At 31.9% G+C, this 18,594-nt stretch carries 13 protein-coding genes; 9 read left to right on the top strand and 4 right to left on the bottom strand.

Going from position 1 to position 18,594, the window contains the following annotated elements; all coding sequences use genetic code 11:
* Positions 1–6: 6 nt before the first annotated feature.
* The gene (locus tag Z054_RS0111250; protein WP_152538530.1) at positions 7–924 is read left to right on the top strand and encodes a DUF6624 domain-containing protein; all 918 of its coding nucleotides are present in this window, start codon (positions 7–9) and stop codon (positions 922–924) included.
* A 71-nt stretch (positions 925–995) separates the two neighbouring features.
* Here Z054_RS0111250 and Z054_RS0111255 read toward each other — a convergent pair whose 3' ends face one another.
* Together Z054_RS0111255 and Z054_RS32445 are read right to left on the bottom strand one after the other, a co-directional pair.
* Positions 996–1,697, bottom strand: coding sequence for a LytR/AlgR family response regulator transcription factor (locus Z054_RS0111255; protein ID WP_024770169.1), 702 nt, complete (start codon positions 1,695–1,697; stop codon positions 996–998).
* A complete protein-coding gene (locus Z054_RS32445; RefSeq protein WP_241461408.1) occupies positions 1,694–2,833 on the bottom strand; it encodes a sensor histidine kinase in 1,140 nt (379 codons plus the stop codon). Before Z054_RS32445 ends, Z054_RS0111255 begins: the two co-directional genes overlap by 4 nt.
* A gap of 275 nt (positions 2,834–3,108) precedes the next feature.
* On the opposite strand from Z054_RS32445, the gene Z054_RS30140 reads away from it, so the two are divergent.
* The 3 genes from Z054_RS30140 to Z054_RS0111275 all read left to right on the top strand — a co-directional run bounded on the left by Z054_RS30140 (position 3,109) and on the right by Z054_RS0111275 (position 9,672).
* Positions 3,109–5,028 carry an ankyrin repeat domain-containing protein gene (locus Z054_RS30140; RefSeq protein WP_024770171.1) on the top strand — a complete coding sequence of 640 codons (1,920 nt, stop codon included), beginning with the start codon at positions 3,109–3,111 and terminating at the stop codon, positions 5,026–5,028.
* 64 nt (positions 5,029–5,092) lie between these two features.
* On the top strand, positions 5,093–5,992 hold the full coding sequence (locus Z054_RS0111270; protein WP_024770172.1) for an ABC transporter ATP-binding protein: 900 nt from the start codon (positions 5,093–5,095) through the stop codon (positions 5,990–5,992).
* 47 nt (positions 5,993–6,039) lie between these two features.
* A complete protein-coding gene (locus tag Z054_RS0111275; protein ID WP_024770173.1) occupies positions 6,040–9,672 on the top strand; it encodes an ABC transporter permease/M1 family aminopeptidase in 3,633 nt (1,210 codons plus the stop codon).
* A gap of 101 nt (positions 9,673–9,773) precedes the next feature.
* Here the strand turns inward: Z054_RS0111275 and Z054_RS30145 are convergent, their stop codons facing one another.
* Positions 9,774–10,856, bottom strand: a complete 1,083-nt coding sequence (locus tag Z054_RS30145; RefSeq protein WP_084050272.1) for a zinc metalloprotease — start codon at positions 10,854–10,856, stop codon at positions 9,774–9,776.
* A gap of 334 nt (positions 10,857–11,190) precedes the next feature.
* Between Z054_RS30145 and Z054_RS0111285 the strand changes: the two genes are divergently transcribed.
* The 5 genes from Z054_RS0111285 to Z054_RS0111310 all read left to right on the top strand — a co-directional run bounded on the left by Z054_RS0111285 (position 11,191) and on the right by Z054_RS0111310 (position 17,714).
* Positions 11,191–12,744 (top strand): patatin-like phospholipase family protein, encoded by a 1,554-nt coding sequence (locus Z054_RS0111285; protein WP_024770175.1) that lies wholly within the window; start codon positions 11,191–11,193, stop codon positions 12,742–12,744.
* 669 nt (positions 12,745–13,413) lie between these two features.
* Positions 13,414–13,764 carry a hypothetical protein gene (locus tag Z054_RS0111295; RefSeq protein ID WP_024770177.1) on the top strand — a complete coding sequence of 117 codons (351 nt, stop codon included), beginning with the start codon at positions 13,414–13,416 and terminating at the stop codon, positions 13,762–13,764.
* 4 nt (positions 13,765–13,768) lie between these two features.
* Complete coding sequence (locus tag Z054_RS0111300; RefSeq protein ID WP_024770178.1) at positions 13,769–14,905, top strand: hypothetical protein; 1,137 nt, start codon at positions 13,769–13,771, stop codon at positions 14,903–14,905.
* A gap of 67 nt (positions 14,906–14,972) precedes the next feature.
* Positions 14,973–15,335 (top strand): hypothetical protein, encoded by a 363-nt coding sequence (locus Z054_RS0111305; RefSeq protein WP_024770179.1) that lies wholly within the window; start codon positions 14,973–14,975, stop codon positions 15,333–15,335.
* 204 nt (positions 15,336–15,539) lie between these two features.
* Positions 15,540–17,714 (top strand): S9 family peptidase, encoded by a 2,175-nt coding sequence (locus Z054_RS0111310; protein ID WP_084050276.1) that lies wholly within the window; start codon positions 15,540–15,542, stop codon positions 17,712–17,714.
* 59 nt (positions 17,715–17,773) lie between these two features.
* On the opposite strand, the gene Z054_RS0111315 is transcribed toward Z054_RS0111310, so the two are convergent.
* Positions 17,774–18,331, bottom strand: coding sequence for a PepSY-associated TM helix domain-containing protein (locus Z054_RS0111315; protein WP_024770181.1), 558 nt, complete (start codon positions 18,329–18,331; stop codon positions 17,774–17,776).
* Positions 18,332–18,594 lie beyond the last annotated feature (263 nt).

The following is an 18,594-nucleotide window of genomic DNA, read 5'->3' on the forward strand; positions in this document are numbered from 1 at the left end:
GCTCTTATGAAACACATAATTTTAGTGCTAAGTATTGCTGTAACGAGTACAGTATGTATGGCTCAACCATCGACTGGAGATTTGTTAAGACAAAAAGGAAAATTAAAAGAAGCTATTGAAGCTTATAAAAAGGATTTTGATACATCATCAAAAGATTGGAAGAACATATATAATCTAGCCTGTGCCTATGCACTTACTTTTCAAAAAGATAGTGCCTTTCATTATCTAGCTATAGCTTTAAAAAGTGATACGTCGTTGTGGGCTCTGGCAGATCCTGATTTATTCGCATTAACTGATGATATTCGTTGGCAAAAAGTTGAAAGCGAACAATTGCAAAGATATCAGGAAAAGGAAGGAAACTTAGAACAACCTCAATATGCTCTAGGATTACTTAGATTAATTAGTAAAGATCAGGCGTTGGATTATTATATTGATCAGGCAAAAGATCATTTTATGAAACAAGGACATGCACCCCAATGGTATTATCCGTTAGGAGCGTATAAGCAAGAAATTTCAAAAAATAACTATGAAAAAATGAAAAGCCTCATTAATCAACATGGATGGCCTAAATATTCGACAGTTGGTAAGTTAGCAGCAGATGCTCCTTTGTTGATTATCAATCATCATAAGAGTAATGATGTGAGAAAAGAGTTTTTGTCAAAAATAAAAAATAACTGTTTTGAAGGTGAGGGTAGCTGTATAGAATATGCAAAAATACAGGATAGGATACTGGTAAATGATAACAAATTACAGTTGTATGGAATGCAATTTAGGTATAATAACAAGAGAAATCTAGAGCCTTTTCCTATTAAAGATCCCGAATATGTAGATCATCGTAGAAAAGCAATAGAATTAGAACCATTAAAATTATATCTGAAACGTAGAATTAATTATGAATGGGATGTAAAACAAAAAAATAAATAATATTGAAGAGCAGTTGCAAAGGATAACATTCTTAAAAAGTAAAGCAGAATATTTTTACCCTTCGGCAATTACTACTTTAATAACTGGATAATATTTGTTTTATAGATTTTTCCGATAGGGATAATATGATCGCCGATACCTATTCTGTTTCCTTCAATACTTTTAATATGTTTTGTTGCCACTGCAAATGATTTATGTACCTGTAAAAAATAATCTTTTGGAAGCAATTCTAAGAGATCAGATATTTTCTCCCTAACCGTTATAGTTTCTGTTGTTGTAATTACTTTAGCATAATTTCCCGCTGCTTCAATATACTGGATAGTATCAATAACTACTTGTGTATATTTTTTGTTACTGTGAAGAAAAATAGTTTTTGCTGAAGTACTATTTCCAGCAATTTCTGTTGGGAGTTGCACTACGGGTGATGAGCTTACTGCCTTGTTTATTGCTTTTAGAAAACGCTCGAACCCAAAAGGTTTTAGCAGATAATCAGAAATATTAAGCTCATAACCTTCTAGAGCATATTCTTTATACGCCGTAGTTACAATAACTTTTGGGGAAGAAGGTAACGTTTTTAAGAACTCAAAACCTTTTAATTTTGGCATATTGAGATCCAGAAAAATTAAATCTACCTTGTTTTTATTTAAATATTCAAATGCTTCTAATGCATCATAGCAATTCTTCATCAATTTCATATTGGGTAATAAATCGCAATACCCTTTGATAATATCATGAGCTATATGTTCATCATCAATAATTAAGTATTTGATCATAATTGATTTAATATTAGTTGCGCTTTATAAACATCTTCTGTTACAGTATACGATATAGAATGCTTTTTAGGATAAACGAGTTCAAGTCTTCGCTCCAGATTATTTAAACCAATTCCGGATTGTTCAGTATTTTCTGAAGGATCAAAATTATTCTCAACCTCAAAACGTATTTCATTTTCTCTGGCAATCATATCAACATGAACATAAGCATTCTCTCTTAAATTTTCTACACCGTGCTTGAAAGCATTTTCTAAAAGTATAATAAAAAGCAAAGGCATCACTTTATATCCTTCATTTTCAATTTGAAGATTAAAATTAACAGATATAGCTTTGTGATAACGCATTTTATGCAACTCAATATAATTTTTTAAGTATGCCACTTCTTCTTCTAGTGTAACCACATCTTTTTGTCCATCATAAATACTATAACGCATCATATCAGAAAGCTTAAGAATCAATTCTTTTGCTTTCTTCGAATCTTTATCTACCCAACCGTATAAATTATTAAGCATATTAAAAAAGAAATGAGGATTTACCTGGCTTTTTAAATGCAATAATTCGGTTTTTGCTTTTTCATTTTTTAATGTTAAAATTGATTTTATTTGTTTGAAAATCCAACGGGTTGCTAGAAAGAAAACCAACGGAAAATAAATAAAAACGATAATAATCAATGCGTCATTATTCTCATATTCATCAAACATTATCAAAGTCCTTCCTCCACCTATTACAAAAGACCAAAAGATTAGTTTTTGTATCACTGATTTGGAAATAGTGGGAGCTCCCTTTTTCTGGAGGTAGTAATTTCTGATAAGTACAGCGCTAAAGACTAAAATATAAATAAACAATAAGACAAAAACAGAAGTAAACTCTGGATGATTAGGTTCAGATTCAAATATTCCGATAAAACATATTAACCCCGTTAAAGTCGTGGTGATTCTAATCTCATTTTTTGTCCATAATCGAGAAGAATTTCTTTTCTTTTTTCTATTGAATAACCAGAAAATCAGTAAATATCCAATACAACTAACTGCCAAAAAAACAAATAAAGTACCTGTAAGTTCGATACCCGAAGCCATACAAATTACTCCACTAAGCCATAAAAAAGTAGAAATCCCCAGAGAGATTATCAATCGCATATTTTTTTTTAATAGTAACATCATATATCCAAAACTAGGGTAATAAAATGGTACATCCAAAGAAGTTGATAAACATACTCTATACAGGTTTCAACTTCTAGAAAAGTGTGATCAAGTCACTTTATACTCACCAAAAGCCTTTGTGTCCCTTACCAAACCATACTTATCACATTTATCATAATATCACTAGGCTTGGCTATTATGTTTGGTCAAAATAATTCAATCAAAAGGAACAGTCATACAAATACTAACCATTCTAAACCATATCACATACTATGAAAACACATGTATTTAATTTTGTTTATTCTTTTATAACTCTATTAATTTTTAGCACGGCCACCTTGGCTCAAGAACAAATCACCAGTGACAAAATTGTAACCAGTATCATAGGAAACTGGGATGGCAATATCGTTATCAATGAAAATAAATCAGTAGGTATTATCTGGCGTTTTGAGAGGTCAGATCAAGGTAAACTAATCGGTTTTATGGGGCCAGCTTCTAAAGGAGTAGCGACATTACCAATGCAGAATATTGTTGTTACCGATACAGCACTCGATTTTGTTATTCATTCAGAAGGTAGCTATTCTGGTCAAATTTCAGAAAAAGAAATTACAGGCACCTGGAGTTCTAAAAGCGGAAAACAACTTACTCTAAATATGGTTCGAGAATTGACTAAGGAACAGATTAAGAAACGATTCAATACAACCAAAACAGGCAAAAACTCCAGTGATATTCATCAAAATATTAAGTTGGGCGATGTAGAAGCCGTTAAAGCTTTTTTAGATAAAGGCAATGATATCAATAAAAGCTATGATAAAGGATACACTTTGCTTTTATATGCTATAAAAAACGATAGAACTCATGAAGTAACTAAATATTTATTGAATAGTGGTGCAGATCCAAATTTAGTTTCTGATGGTATAACACCATTAATGTATGCGGTTGCATATAGAAACTACACAATTATTAAAGAACTTATCGATCATAAAGCAGAAATCAATTATGTGAGTAGTAAAAAACAAACTGCATTGGTATTTGCTATTAAAAGTAGAGATAAAAAAGCACTTCAAATACTAATAAATTATGATGCGGATCCTTATTTAAATATCCATGATGAGTATACGGCTATTGATTTAGCAAAAGAAGATAACATCAGAGATATTTTAGAAGTATTGAAAGTGCCTTATAAAGAACCTTCTGATGGTCCTTACGTAACCGAATCTGAAACAGAACGTATTGCTGTTTGGGTAAGTGAAGGAAAAAAACATATCAAAAAATTCAGCAACAAAACTCCTCAAGCAATTGAATACAATGGGATGAAAGCTACTTTATGGGGAGGCAATCCTGCTGAAGTAGAAATGCTGGAGTATAATGGAGAATTCAAAATTGCCGCTATCAGCGATATTCATGGACAATACAATGTATTTATCCAATTATTACAACATAATGGCATTATCAATGAGGATAAGAAATGGAACTTTGGTAATGGTCATTTTGTAGTTACCGGTGATATTTTTGATCGGGGATCTCATGTAACCGAAGTATTATGGTTTTTATATGATTTAGAAAAACAAGCAGAAAAAAGTGGAGGGAAATTGCATGTATTACTAGGGAATCATGATGTAATGGTTCTTAATGGTAATCTACGCTCTGTACACCCTAAATATAAAGACATCGCAAATATATTAGACAAACCTTTAGAATCTCTTTTTGCTAAAGGTAGTGTTCTGGGAGATTGGTTGCGAACTCGATCAGTTTTGGTCAAAATAAATAACCTTCTATTTACCCATGGTGGATTTCATCCTGATCTTGTATCAAAAGGGTTATCAATAGACCAAATCAATAAAGAATTTAAACAACAGCTGGTAGTTAGTGAATTGCCCGAAGCACGTAATGATCTTGGTACTTATCTACATAGAAATAATGGCCCAATCTATTATAGAGGGTATTTTCAGGGAGAACTGGCAACCGCAAAACAAATTGATCAATTACTAAAACATTTTAAGGTAGAACATATAATCGTTGGTCATACTACACATAGACAAATTGAAACACGTTACCAGGGAAAAGTAATTGTTATTGATGCAAATATGAAAAGCGGAAAGACGGGTGAAATTCTATTGTGGCAATCAGGTGAATTTGCTCGTGGAACTCTTTCTGGTCAAAAACTCCCTATGCTACCCGAAGAAAATTAATAACTCAAATCATAACAAGTACTGTATATCTCATTTTACAATTTCAATCAAAAAACGAACAATTATGGAATTAGTCATTAAAAACTTAACAAAGACATATAAAAACGGAGTGAAGGCGATTAACAATCTAAATCTTGAAATAGGAACAGGAATGTTTGGATTATTAGGACCTAACGGAGCTGGAAAATCTACACTAATGCGAACTATTGCTACGCTTCAGGAAGCAGATGAAGGTACAATCACATTTGGAGACCTGGATGTCTTAACTCAAAAAAATGAAGTACGAAAAATTTTGGGATACTTACCACAAGAGTTTGGAGTATATCCTAAAGTATCTGCAGAAGTATTATTGAATCATTTGGCGGTACTTAAAGGATTGACAAATACTAAAGAAAGAAAAGAAGTTGTTAAGGCCCTTTTACATAAAACAAATCTGTACGATCACAGGAAAAAAAATATGGGAGGTTATTCTGGCGGAATGAAGCAACGTTTTGGTATAGCACAAGCGCTACTTTCTAATCCAGAACTCATTATCGTAGACGAACCAACCGCCGGTCTAGATCCTGCAGAACGAAACCGATTCTATAATTTGCTAAGTGAACTTGGTGAAAATACTGTAGTCATCCTTTCTACCCATATTGTTGATGATGTTAAAGAATTGTGTACCAATATGGCTATTGTTAATCGGGGAGAAGTACTTCTGAAAGGAAATCCGGTTAAAGCTATCGAGCAATTGAAAGATAAGGTATATAAAAAAACAATTAAGAAAAATGAATTAGAGCACTATAAACAACATCATGTGGTGATCGCAGAAAAATTCCTACTTGGTAAGCCTGTCATTCATGTTCTTAGTGAAAACGATCCGGGAGATGGATTTATACCGATTCAGGCAGATTTAGAAGATGTGTATTTCTCACAAATTTTTGGTAGAGATCAACATCAGAATGCATTGCCATTACTCTAAACAGGTCTAACTAATATTTTCATTTCAATCTAATCTCAACTAATATTATGTGGTACGAAATACTAAAATTCGAAATTAAGTACAGAGCCAAACGCCCTGATACCTATATATACTTTGCAATTGTATTTTTATTTTCTATAGTAGCGGCAGATGTTCTTATGGATAGAAACTCTGGCGCCTTAGGAACAAATTCTCCTCAGGATATAGCTAGAATAATGGCAATTGTTTCTGCTTTTTTTACTATGATTACTTCTATGATCATGGGAGTAGCTGCTTTAAGAGATTTTGATCATAATATGGAATCTCTAATGTTTATAAATCCCATTAAAAAAAGGGATTATCTAATTGGACGTTTTATAGGATCATTCATCATATTACTTTTTATTTTCTGTGGCTTGCTTTTTGGGCTTATGCTAGGTGAATTTATGCCGTGGCGTGATGCAGACGTTATGTTACCTTTTAATTTCTGGCATTACTTACAACCTTTCCTGTATCTGGTTATACCCAATATATTTTTTTGCGGGGCAGTTTTCTATGTGGGAGGTGCTTTAAGCCGAAAATTAATGTTTGTATACATTCAGGGAGTGTTTTTACTAATGGCATATATAGTAACCCTTACATTATTAAAGAACCCGGATAATCGTTTTTTTGCTGCTCTACTGGACCCCTTTTCTTTTCAAACTATTAGTGTATTAACTCAATTCTGGACCAAAGCAGAACGAGGTATATTAATGCTTCCTATAGAAGGAGTACTACTATACAACAGGTTGTTATGGATAGGAGTAGGGATAATTACATTGATAATAGGGTATTATAAGTTTAATTTCAATTTGGTTAGAGGCAAAGCCTCAAAAAAGAAACTAATAGCTATTTCCGAAGAAGAAAACAAGTCTACTGTACACCATTTGGATAGTCAAGTTCCAAAGGCTAATTTATATTTTGATATTAAAGCTACTATTTTTCAATTCTGGAAGCACGTCTTATTTAATTTCAAATCAATTCTTAAAGAAACTTCATTCTGGGCCATTGTTCTTTGTGGGATGAGTATCATATTTATCAACTCTATCAGTTTAGATACCTCTTATGGTGTTAATAGTTATCCTGCTACATATATTATAGTAGAAGAGCTTCAGGAGATGTCTATCTATTTCTTCTTAATGATTCTTTTGTTTTATTCTGGCGAACTTGTATGGAAAGAAAGAGATACAAAATTGAATGGTATCTACGATGCCATACCCATGTCTGATTTCATCAATTTGGCAGGTAAGTTTGTTGGGCTTATACTTATATATATAGTATTAATGTCAACTTTAATATTGGCAGGAGTAATTTTCCAAACATTAAGTGGGTATTACCACTATGAATTGGATGTATATTTCTATGGTTTTTTTATTGAAATCTTTCCATTTCTTATCCTTTTAACATTTATTTCCTTTTTTTTCCAGGTTCTGACGAATCATAAATTCTTAGGCCATATTATGGTTGTAATCTTCTTCTTTGTTGCATTTATTTTGCTAGAAGTATTAGAGTTAGATCATGGATTATACACTTTTGGTGGAGGAGATTTAGGAACATATTCAGATATGAATGGTTATGGGCATTTTCTATGGCCATACATGAGTTTCAAAATATATTGGATTTTGTTTTCTATTATTCTATTTATCATTACCACTATATTTTCTGTAAGAGGTACAGAAACACATATAAAAAAGCGTTGGAAACTAAGTAAACAACGATTGACCAAGCCTTTGATAAAGCTAGGTACTGTTACTATCTTAATCTTTATATCATTAGGTAGCTATATTTTTTACAATACTAACATTCTTAATGAATATTCATTTCCGAAGGAAGAGAGTACGTATAGAGCAAATTATGAGAAAAAACTCAAACATTTTGAGTATTTGCCACAACCAAAAATTGTAGATGTAAACTTAAAAGTAGATCTTTTTCCATATGATAGAGACTATTCGGTCGAAGGGTACTATGTGCTAACGAATACGCATAATATAGCTATTAATGAGGTTCATATTCAAAAATTACCAAATTATCAGGTAGCAATTGAATATATCAAATTTGAAAATGGAGCTACAGTAAATAATGATAATGAAGAGTATAGTTATTATGTCTATAGATTAAATACAGCTCTGAAACCGGGAGATTCTGTTAAAATGGAGTTTAAGCAAACATTTACCACAAATGGTTTTGTTGAAAAATCAAATACCAAAATTGTTTATAATGGAACGTTCTTCGATAATTTCCATTTTCCAACACTAGGATACAATAGAAACCTCGAATTACATGATGATAATGAGCGTGAGGAGTATGATTTGAAACCTAGAAATAGAAGAGCCAAAATAAATGATCCGCAAGCAATTAAACAAGGTAGATCAAAAGGAGATGGAGAAGAAATTAATTTTGAAATGATTATAGGTACTGATAGTAGTCAAATCGCTATTGCTCCTGGTTATTTACAAAAGAAATGGAAAGAAGGCAATCGTAACTATTATCATTATAAGATGGATAAACCCATGTCTAATTTCTATTCTATTGTTTCAGCAAAGTATGAAGTGTTGAAGGATAAGTGGGTGCCTATACATGATAGCCTGGGTAGTTCTGTTGACTTAGAAATTTATTATCACAAAGGGCATGAATATAATCTAGATAGAATGATGAAAGGAATGAAAACGTCTTTTGATTATTTTAGTACCCATTTCGGGCCTTATCAATACAAGCAAATGCGAATATTAGAGTTTCCTCGATATCAGACTTTTGCTCAATCATTTCCAAATACAGTACCCTTTTCTGAAGGTATAGGGTTCCTGATGGATATTGATGATGAACATGATGTAGACATGGCTTTCTATATAACTGCTCACGAGCTGGCACACCAATGGTGGGGGCACCAGGTAAATCCTGCCTCTGTACAGGGTAGAGGAATGATTTCTGAAGCTTTGGCTCAATACTCTGCCATCATGGTGCTTAAAGAAGCATATCCCGAAGAAAAAGTACGGCAGTTTATTAAAACACAAATGAATCGTTACCTAACAGGAAGAGCTGGGGGACAAATAGGTGAGATGCCTCTGTCATTGGTAGAATCTGGACAAAAATACATACATTATGGCAAAGGACTAGTGAACCTTTACGCCTTACAGGACTATATTGGAGAAAAGATGGTTAACCTTGCTTTAAAACGATTTATCAGAGACTGGAATAGTTATGATGGCCTGTTAAAGACAAAGACAGAAAGATATCCTACTACAATAGATTTATTAGGTTATTTTAGGGAAGTTACACCTGATAATCTACAGTATATTATTACTGATTTATTTGAAACAGTGACATTATATGAAAATAAGGCTACCAAAGGAGTGTATGAAGAGCTTTCTAAAAATACATTTAAAGTAAATCTGGTATTAGACGTTACAAAATATCGTATTGATAGTGCAGGAATAGAAAAATCAGTACCTGTACAGGATTGGATTGATATTGGCGTATATGGAGAAGGACCTGATGGAGGAGAAGAGTTAATTTATTTAGAGAAACACAAAATTACCGATCAGGTAATGCAATTAGAAATTATTGTGGATCAAAAACCGATCAAAGCAGGTATTGACCCGCTAAATAAACTAATCGATAGAAAAATTGAAGACAATCTGCAAACACTTATCAATAGTAAGTAACAAGGTAGCTTCATAATCAAGCCAATTACTATTAATTAAAACCAATCTCTACAACTATATGATTGTAGAGATTGGTCTTTTTAGAATTTCATACTAGTGAATTAAAACCCTATTCCGCCACCGCCATTACATTGTATAGCAGTAACATATATAGTTGCATAACTACTACCATATTGATTGGTGGTCTTGAGTGTAATTGTATAATTACCGGTATGATTAGTAATCATGGTTATGATGTGTCCGGGACTAACATTAGTATCTACATAAAGATTGGGGGAGTTCGAAGTAAGTTCATAGGTATCTGCCCCGGGAGATACGGGAAGTATATATGAATCTTGCTGAACAAAAACATTTGTACATATTGTTGGATCAGGGAATCGGGTATATGCTTTTGGTAGTCCTACCCAAGCAACTGGATACAGGTATTCTATAGCTGTAATATCACCTGCGCTAAAATTATTTATAGTACAGGCTTGCCCTCCATTCATAACAGATTGTGCATCTGTTCCTGGTGTTCCTGGAATCAAACTTCCAAAACCTTGATTGGTATGAGTAATTCCTAAATTATGCCCTAATTCATGTTGAACATTAGAAATTCTCATATTTTGAGTAATAGGTCCGCCACAAAATGTATTAGATGCAAAATCTGGGTTTATCCATATTCTTACGCCCGGCAAGCCATTAGCTGTAGGAAATTCTCCTCTTCCAAAAACATTGTTAGCCAAAGTAACACTTGGATCTTGCGAATCATACATAATTCGAATATGTGCATTAGCTGTAGATGATGTGATATTTAAATTTAGGCTAGAGTTAACTGCATTCCAACGGTTAATAGCAACAGTAGATGCATTTCTCCAGGCCAAATTCATTCCGGGATTTATATAGACATTAACATTGCTAATTGTTACAGAATTGGGATGTCGTCTTTGTTTAGTTACAGGGTCTATTACTGGAGAATGGTATTTTTTGTTTTTGTAAAAAACAATATCTCTATCTACCAAATAATAACTTCCGTAATCTTCAATAACATTTTCGGGAAACCCTAAATTCACTATGGTTTTAAATACTGAATCATTTACATTCTCTACTAAATTTTCATTTTCTGGTAAACTATCTTTTGTACATGCCAATAAAAGGACGAAAAAGAAGCTTAAAATAAACAGGTTTTTAAATGAGTTTTTCATTTTAAGAGTAATTTTTGGTTATGCCTTACCTTGTTTTTAGGAGTGTTCAGGTCAAATCATTCTCCTTTTATCATAAAAATACTCACTATATTTATTTTATTTCGATTTGTATATAAATACTTCTAAAAAATAGGGGGATTCACCTCTTTTTTTAGAAGTATATTTTTATTAAATTTAAATACTTCAATCGTCGCATAATATCACCCCGATTTTGTACTAACTAACAGTAATTAAGTCATTATAGATGAGATGGTTAATCATAGTTTCATTCATTAGTTAACCAGATCAGTTAAGTTCCTATTATAGCTAATAGTAATAAAAAGTAATTTCTAAAATGAATATACAAGAACAAATTATTGAGGGCTTTTCTACTACCTCGAGAGTGTCAATACATAGTGAGGAGAATATAAAAAAAACAACTCGTTTTTTTACTACTGCAAATGAGATTTTAGAGAAATCAATTAATGATCCACAACGTAATTTAAAGAACAAGTTTACTACTGATGGTCTTATAAAAAAAGAACTTATATCTGATGCTACAGTTAATGAGAACTATGCAGGAGAATCTATAGAAAGACCTGTTGTCGATTTGGTTCAACAAGGAGGCGGAATGTACGGAATTGCATTATTAGGGTATACCTATATTATGGAAAAGATAGGTATCCGGTTTTATAGTCATGGGGGAACAAGTGCTGGGGCAATCAATGCCTTATTTCTAGCGTCCATTCCTAATACTATATATGCTGAAGATTCAAAATTTCAATATAACGATAAATCACATCAAGCTACTAAATCTGAAATACTTACTCATATCATTGCAAATACAAATTTTAGTAAGTTCATGGAAAAAAATGGAATAATTGGGTGGTTACAGCAAAAATTACTCAGAAACTATAAGTCTATCATTTTAAAACTTTTTTTAGGGATTTTTTCCATTGGGTTTCTCGTTGGTATATATGGGCTTTTCGGCATTGTTTTTAATATTACAAATGGAATTTCGGGAACAGAACTTCGACTTTTTGATTTTATAATAGGGACTTTAAATGTAGTTGCACTTCTAGTATTTATTTATATCCTTTTTGTGAAAATATTAGATAAGGATTTTGGTATTAATACCGGAGAAAGGTTCTATAGTTGGGCAGAGAATCTACTAATGTCAATACAAATAGAAACCAAAAATGACCTTACAAAAAGGATGGATCTGGTACAATTGGTTAACGCAAAAAAAGGGGACAAACCACGATTAGTACTAATTACCTCTAATTTAACACATAATCGTATTGTGAAATTCCCTGAGAGAGCAGATGATTATTGGACTACCCCGGGGAATATAAAACCAGCAGCATTTTTAAGGGCGACAATGTCAATTCCTTTTATTTATAAAAATTTCATTCCTGGTACAGAGCACTACAAAAATGAAATGAAAGCGGAAAATTCAGTAAAACTTAATGCAAGGTTTGTAGATGGAGGAATGCTCTCTAATTTTCCTATTCGGGAATTTCATAGAAAGGATAATGTTGTACCAAGATTTCCAACGTTTGGTGTTCTCCTTAGTGAAAGGGTAGTAGGTGATCAAAAAGAAAATAAAAACCCATCGAAGAGTGTAAAAAAACTAGAAGAAATTACATTGATAGGATATATCACATCTTTCATAAGTACATTCAGAAATTTTTATGACAATGATTTTTTATTCAATAATAAAGAAATTGAGAAAAGGGTAGTAACCGTAGATACAAAAGATCATAATTGGTTAGACTTTTGGATGGATGATTTAGAAAAAGCAAAACTCTTTAATAAAGGTGTTGATGCCGCGATCAGACAAATTGAACAGTTTGACTGGACAACCTATAAAGATATACGTGAAGAAAAAATTAAAAACCTGAAGTAATGAAAAAGCTAAATTTTTATAGCAATCTCTGGAGAATTAATGTCCTACTAGTTGTGATATTAGGTGTTCTGTTCGCATATATTCCGTCCATACAGGTAGAGCATCTTATTAAGATAGAATTTTCTAATAGCCTATCAGAATTTAATGATTTAGTTAAAAACCCAGTGTATTTTAAGAATAATACCTATTACGATTTTGTTTTTATTATAGCCTATTCATTTCTCTTCTATTACTCACTTCGGGTCTTTGAAAGTACCTTAAGTTTAAAACTTAGACCTTGGTTTTTTATTATTTGTTTTATCCCTGGGGTATTTGATATTGTAGAAAATTTATGTGGTTTATATTTAGTGGATTTGATAGGTAGTGATACAAGCAAAAATGCATTCAGTATATTTTCTGTTTTTTATTGGTTTGTTAGGCTGAAATGGGTTTTCGTGATCTTTTTTATATTGATGACACTAACCATTTCACTTTATTACCTGGTATTAACTATGGAAAAGTGGGTCGAGATTCTTTTTTTTCGTAAAAAAGTAAAATGATTATATATCTTTCGTTTATAAATATACCCTATCAGAGATCAAAAGTACCTTTTTATTGGTATTTTTGATCTAATAAGTTGAAGATGGCTTATAGAATTAGTAACCAACTACAAAATATAAATATATAACCATGAAAACATTTAAAATGAGTACTAATTCTGAGGTCAAACTTAATGTAAAAATTAGTACAGAGGCTTTAGTAGGTACTAATGTTAAACTAGATAGTAAAATCATAAAAAAAAGCAGCACATATAACTTTTCTGCTAATCTAGGTAATAGTAGTGATATTGTAAATAAAAAACTTAATGTAGTAACGAACTGTTTTGTAACCGATGAAAACATTGATCCAATTCTGGAAAACACTGTTTATAAAATCAATCTAAAAGATGATGAAAATGAACAAAGTTATGAGGGCAAAAAACTAAAAATTGATGATGAATTTTTCATTGTTTTTGATGTTATTGAATTAATTAAAAATTAGGACGATGAATTACAAATCTATCTTATCTATTGTCATCTTAGCACACCTCTCATATTTTGGTTCGGCACAGGAGGGTAAAACTGACCAAAATCTAAGCGATTTTACAATGAGCAATCCCAGTTCTCCAGCTTTTTTATTAGTAGGAGAGTCCCCAACAGAAATTTATACACCTACTAACCTGAAAGCATTAGCACTACACGTATTCAATAATTTTGGGGAAAGTTTTTCGATAGAAGTAGCTCCTTACTTTTTTATTAACCGAAAGAGTAAGGACAGAACATACTATAAATATATCGGTATAGAAGAGGACAAGACCACGGGAGAGATTAAACAGAAGCCATTTAGAGGATTAAATACGACAACATTATCTGCTGCTTATGTTGATAAAGAATTCGAAGGCATTGAAGGTAAAAGAAAAACCTATTCTATAGGATTACGAACAACTTTGTTACGTTTTTATGATAAAGATAAAATATATAACGAAGCAAAAAAAGTAGGTAATATTCTTAAAAACCTTGATAGCCCTCCTGTTAGTGTATTAACAGATGCTAGTGGAGACGACCCTGTAAAACGAGCAATAGCAGAGAAAGCTATTATTGAGCATTATAAAAAAGAAAAAGAGAAAATAAGCCCGCAATTAAAAGAGTTTAAAAAAACCACCAAACCCTATGTAAGTGTAGATGGAGCTATTGGATATAGTGCATTGTTTAAAGGAGATAAGATAGATTCTGGTACAGCTAATCGTCTTGGGAGTTGGATAACAGGACAAGGAAGTTTGATTCTAAATGAAGGGTCGGATAGTGAACGAAATAACTACCTTAATGTATTGGTAACTGCCAGATATATTGAAGATGAGTTTAATATTGGCGATAACGACCAGTTTTTCAAAACATTTTATCGGGATCTGGGAGCAAAAGTAGAACTTGAAATAGATCGATTTTCGCTGGCATATGAATATATTTCTCGTGATGGAAGTATCAATAGTGAGCGTTCTGTAGGAACTTTAAAATATATACTTTCAAAAGACATCACATTGATAGGTGGTTTTGGAAAAGATTTCCCGGTAGATGATAATTTGGTTACAGTATTCGGAATCAATTGGGGAGTGAATTTTGGAGGCAAAGTTACAATGAAAGAATAATCACAAGATAACCTATAACAAATCTCAAATAATCGTTGTTTTTAATAAAAAACAGAAGAAAACCTATATGAATACTGCTCATCAGTTAATTCAAACAATCGATTCTGTAATTTCTGGCATTCAGAGTCGTCAGGATTATAAAACCATACAATTTAAAATTGAAGAAAATGAAACCTACTTATCTGCTTCAAAGGTTGTGTATTACTTTAATCAATTTAAACAAGCTGTTTTAGTATCACAAGAAACCCAAAAAAGTATATCGAATAGCGAGCTACAAGAGGTTTCTATAATTATATCTACTATTATTAAAAGTAATACGTTAATAGCATCTGAAGGACAATTAAATCTTAATCGTACAATTTCACCAAGTTCTACAATAGAAGAAAATGTAATCTTAGAAGCTTTGCTTAAGGCTATTCAGGACATATAATCATAAGTTTCTATACATACTCCTTAACCACACTTACCGTGTAAAATAGAATCGTAATATGCTTAAGGTCTATTATTATAGAATAATATAGCAAGTCCAAAAACTAAGAATTATATTTTTTTTATTACATTTTTTATATTTTATAATTTAAATTGTGGCAATGATTTAAAAAGAGGCTTATTAAAAACTAATTTTAAATACTTTATGAAAACTAAATTCATCTATTCACTTCTAATTTTTACGATGTTCTTTATGGCATGTAATACAGAAAAAAAACCTGATTTAGAACCTTATCAATCCATTGAAGCTCCTGTCGCCAAAAAAATTGCCGAAGAGTTAAAAGCACATGGAGATACACGTATCGATAATTATTTCTGGATGCGTCTAAGTGATAAGCAAAAAAACGCCGAAACACCTGATGCTCAAACGCAAGATGTGCTGGATTATCTTAATGCCGAAAACGATTATAAGGATGAGGCAATGAAACATACAGAAGGTTTGCAGAAAAAATTATACGATGAGATTGTAGGACGTATTAAAAAAGATGATTCTTCTGTTCCTTATAATGACAATGGTTATTCCTATTATACTCGCTATGAAAAAGGTATGGATTACGCTTTATATTGTCGTAAGAAATTAGATGACAATGATAAAGAAGATATCATGCTTAACGGGCCAGAACTTGCAAAAGCTCATGCTTATTTTGCTATAGGAGGTCGATCTGTAAGTCCAGATAATGAACTTTTGGCCTACAGTGTAGATACTGTTTCCCGACGTCGTTATGTAGTTTATTTTAAAAACCTGGAGTCAGGAGAAATGCTATCAGATGAACTTAAAAATACAGGAGGAGGAGCCGTATGGGCAAATGATAACAAAACTGTTTTTTATGCTTCTAAAGATCCTATAACACTTAGACAAGATAAGATATATAAGCATGTATTAGGAACAGATCAATCTAAGGATGAGTTAGTTTTTCATGAAAAGGATGAGACTTTTAGCTGTTTTATATTTAAATCCAGATCAGATAAATACCTTATGATTGGTAGTAGTCAGACCTTATCGACAGAATATCGATATTTAGATGCCAATACTCCTAATGCAGAATGGAAGATCATTCAACCAAGAGAAAGAGATTTAGAATATGGTGTTGATCATTATGATGATCATTTTTATATAAGAACAAATCTTGATGCTAAGAATTTTCGTTTGGTAAAAACACGTATTACAGCTACTGCAAAAGAAAACTGGGTAGATGTTATCCCGCATCGCGAAGATATTCTACTACAGAGTTTTGTACTCTTTAAAGAACACCTAGTTTTACAAGAACGCGTTAACGGATTACGTACTATTCGTGTTATGAAATGGAATGGTGATAATGATCATTATATTGAGTTTAACGATCCTGCTTATCTATCATACCCAACTACTAATCTTGATTTTGATACCAATATTTTACGATATGGATATACCTCTTTAACAACTCCTAATAGTACAATAGACTATAATATGGATTCAAAAGAGCAGAAAATCTTAAAAGAACAAGAGGTATTAGATCCAAATTTCTCAAAAGATAATTATGTATCAGAGCGTCTCTATGCAACTGCAAAAGATGGTGTAAAAATACCAATTTCTATTGTGTACAAAAAAGGAATTGAAAGAAGTAGTAAAACACCTTTATTACTATATTCTTATGGTTCATATGGTAGTAGTTCTGAGCCAAGCTTTAGATCCGATAGGCTTAGCTTATTAGATCGAGGATTTGTGTATGCGATGGCGCATATTAGAGGAGGACAAGAAATGGGAAGACATTGGTATGAGGATGGTAAGCTTCTTAAAAAGAAGAATACATTTACTGATTTTATCGATTGTGGAGAATTTCTGGTTAATGAAGGACTTACAAGTTCAGAACATATGTATGCAATAGGAGGTAGTGCCGGTGGTCTATTGATGGGAGCTATCATAAATATGAAACCAGAATTATGGAATGGTGTTGTGGCTGCTGTACCTTTTGTTGATGTAGTCTCTACTATGATGGACGAAACTATACCATTAACTACATTTGAATTTGATGAATGGGGAAATCCTAAGAATAAAGAATATTATGATTACATGAAGTCATATTCTCCCTATGATAATGTTGAAGCAAAAGCATACCCAAACCTATTGATCACAACAGGCTATTGGGATAGCCAGGTACAATATTGGGAACCTGCAAAATGGATTGCTAAACTACGAGAGTTAAAAACAGATAATAATATGTTGATCATGGATTGTGATATGGAAACAGGTCATGGTGGAGCATCTGGGCGTTTTCAGCGTTATAAACGTACCGCTTTATACTATGCGTTTATGATGGATTTGGAAAAGATAAAAGAATAAATCTTGATTAAAAAATAAAAAAAGCCAGTAAAACAGATGTTTTTACTGGCTTTTTTTATTTAGCGTATAAGAAATAGAAATATAAAAGGAAACAATAATCCCAAGGTTGTTAGAATCCACCCTCGTTTCTTAAAACTATATTTGCCTTTAGAAATAAACATTCCCGTAATTGCAATTATAAGCATTGCAATACCAAAAATATCTGAAAACCAAATCCACCATTTATTTGTGGTTTGATGTAAAATGGCCATTTGTTTTAACACAGGAATTGGTTTTACATACTCTATTGTTCCTTTCCCTGTCGATAAGTTTACCGTGGCAAAAGCATCTTCAAAATAGATTCTACCTTCCTCACCTCTTAGTCTAAACGTCTTAAAATTATTTTGAGAAATAGTAGTTGCTATAGTTTTAAAATACTCCTCATTTATTTTTGATTTATCTTTGGGTAGTTTTAACTGTAAAGGCTCAACTTTTACAGTATATTCTCTTGAGCTAAAGCTCTGTCGATGATTTAGCGTGATTCCCGAGATAGAAAAAGCTATGATTAAACCTAAAAAAAAATATGCTAAGTCTCTATGTAGCAATCTATTCCAATAAGCTCTTGATTTTTTTGCCATTATTATAATAATTTATTGCACAGCTAATGTATTGAAATTGTATAATTATAAAAACTATAATTCATCAAATAGGCTTATTTTTAAATGAATAAGAAGAAGTGCTTTTAAGTTAAAGAAATAAATACAATTTTTATTGTAAAAATACTTTTACCTAGATTGTATAAAATCGAGCAAAAAGCAATCTAAATACCTAAATGATTACTTCTATATTTGTAATCAGTTTTTACTACACCATTTTTATACAAGTTTATATATTTGATATT

This window comes from Aquimarina macrocephali JAMB N27, assembly GCF_000520995.1.
In the GTDB taxonomy this organism is placed as follows: domain Bacteria; phylum Bacteroidota; class Bacteroidia; order Flavobacteriales; family Flavobacteriaceae; genus Aquimarina; species Aquimarina macrocephali.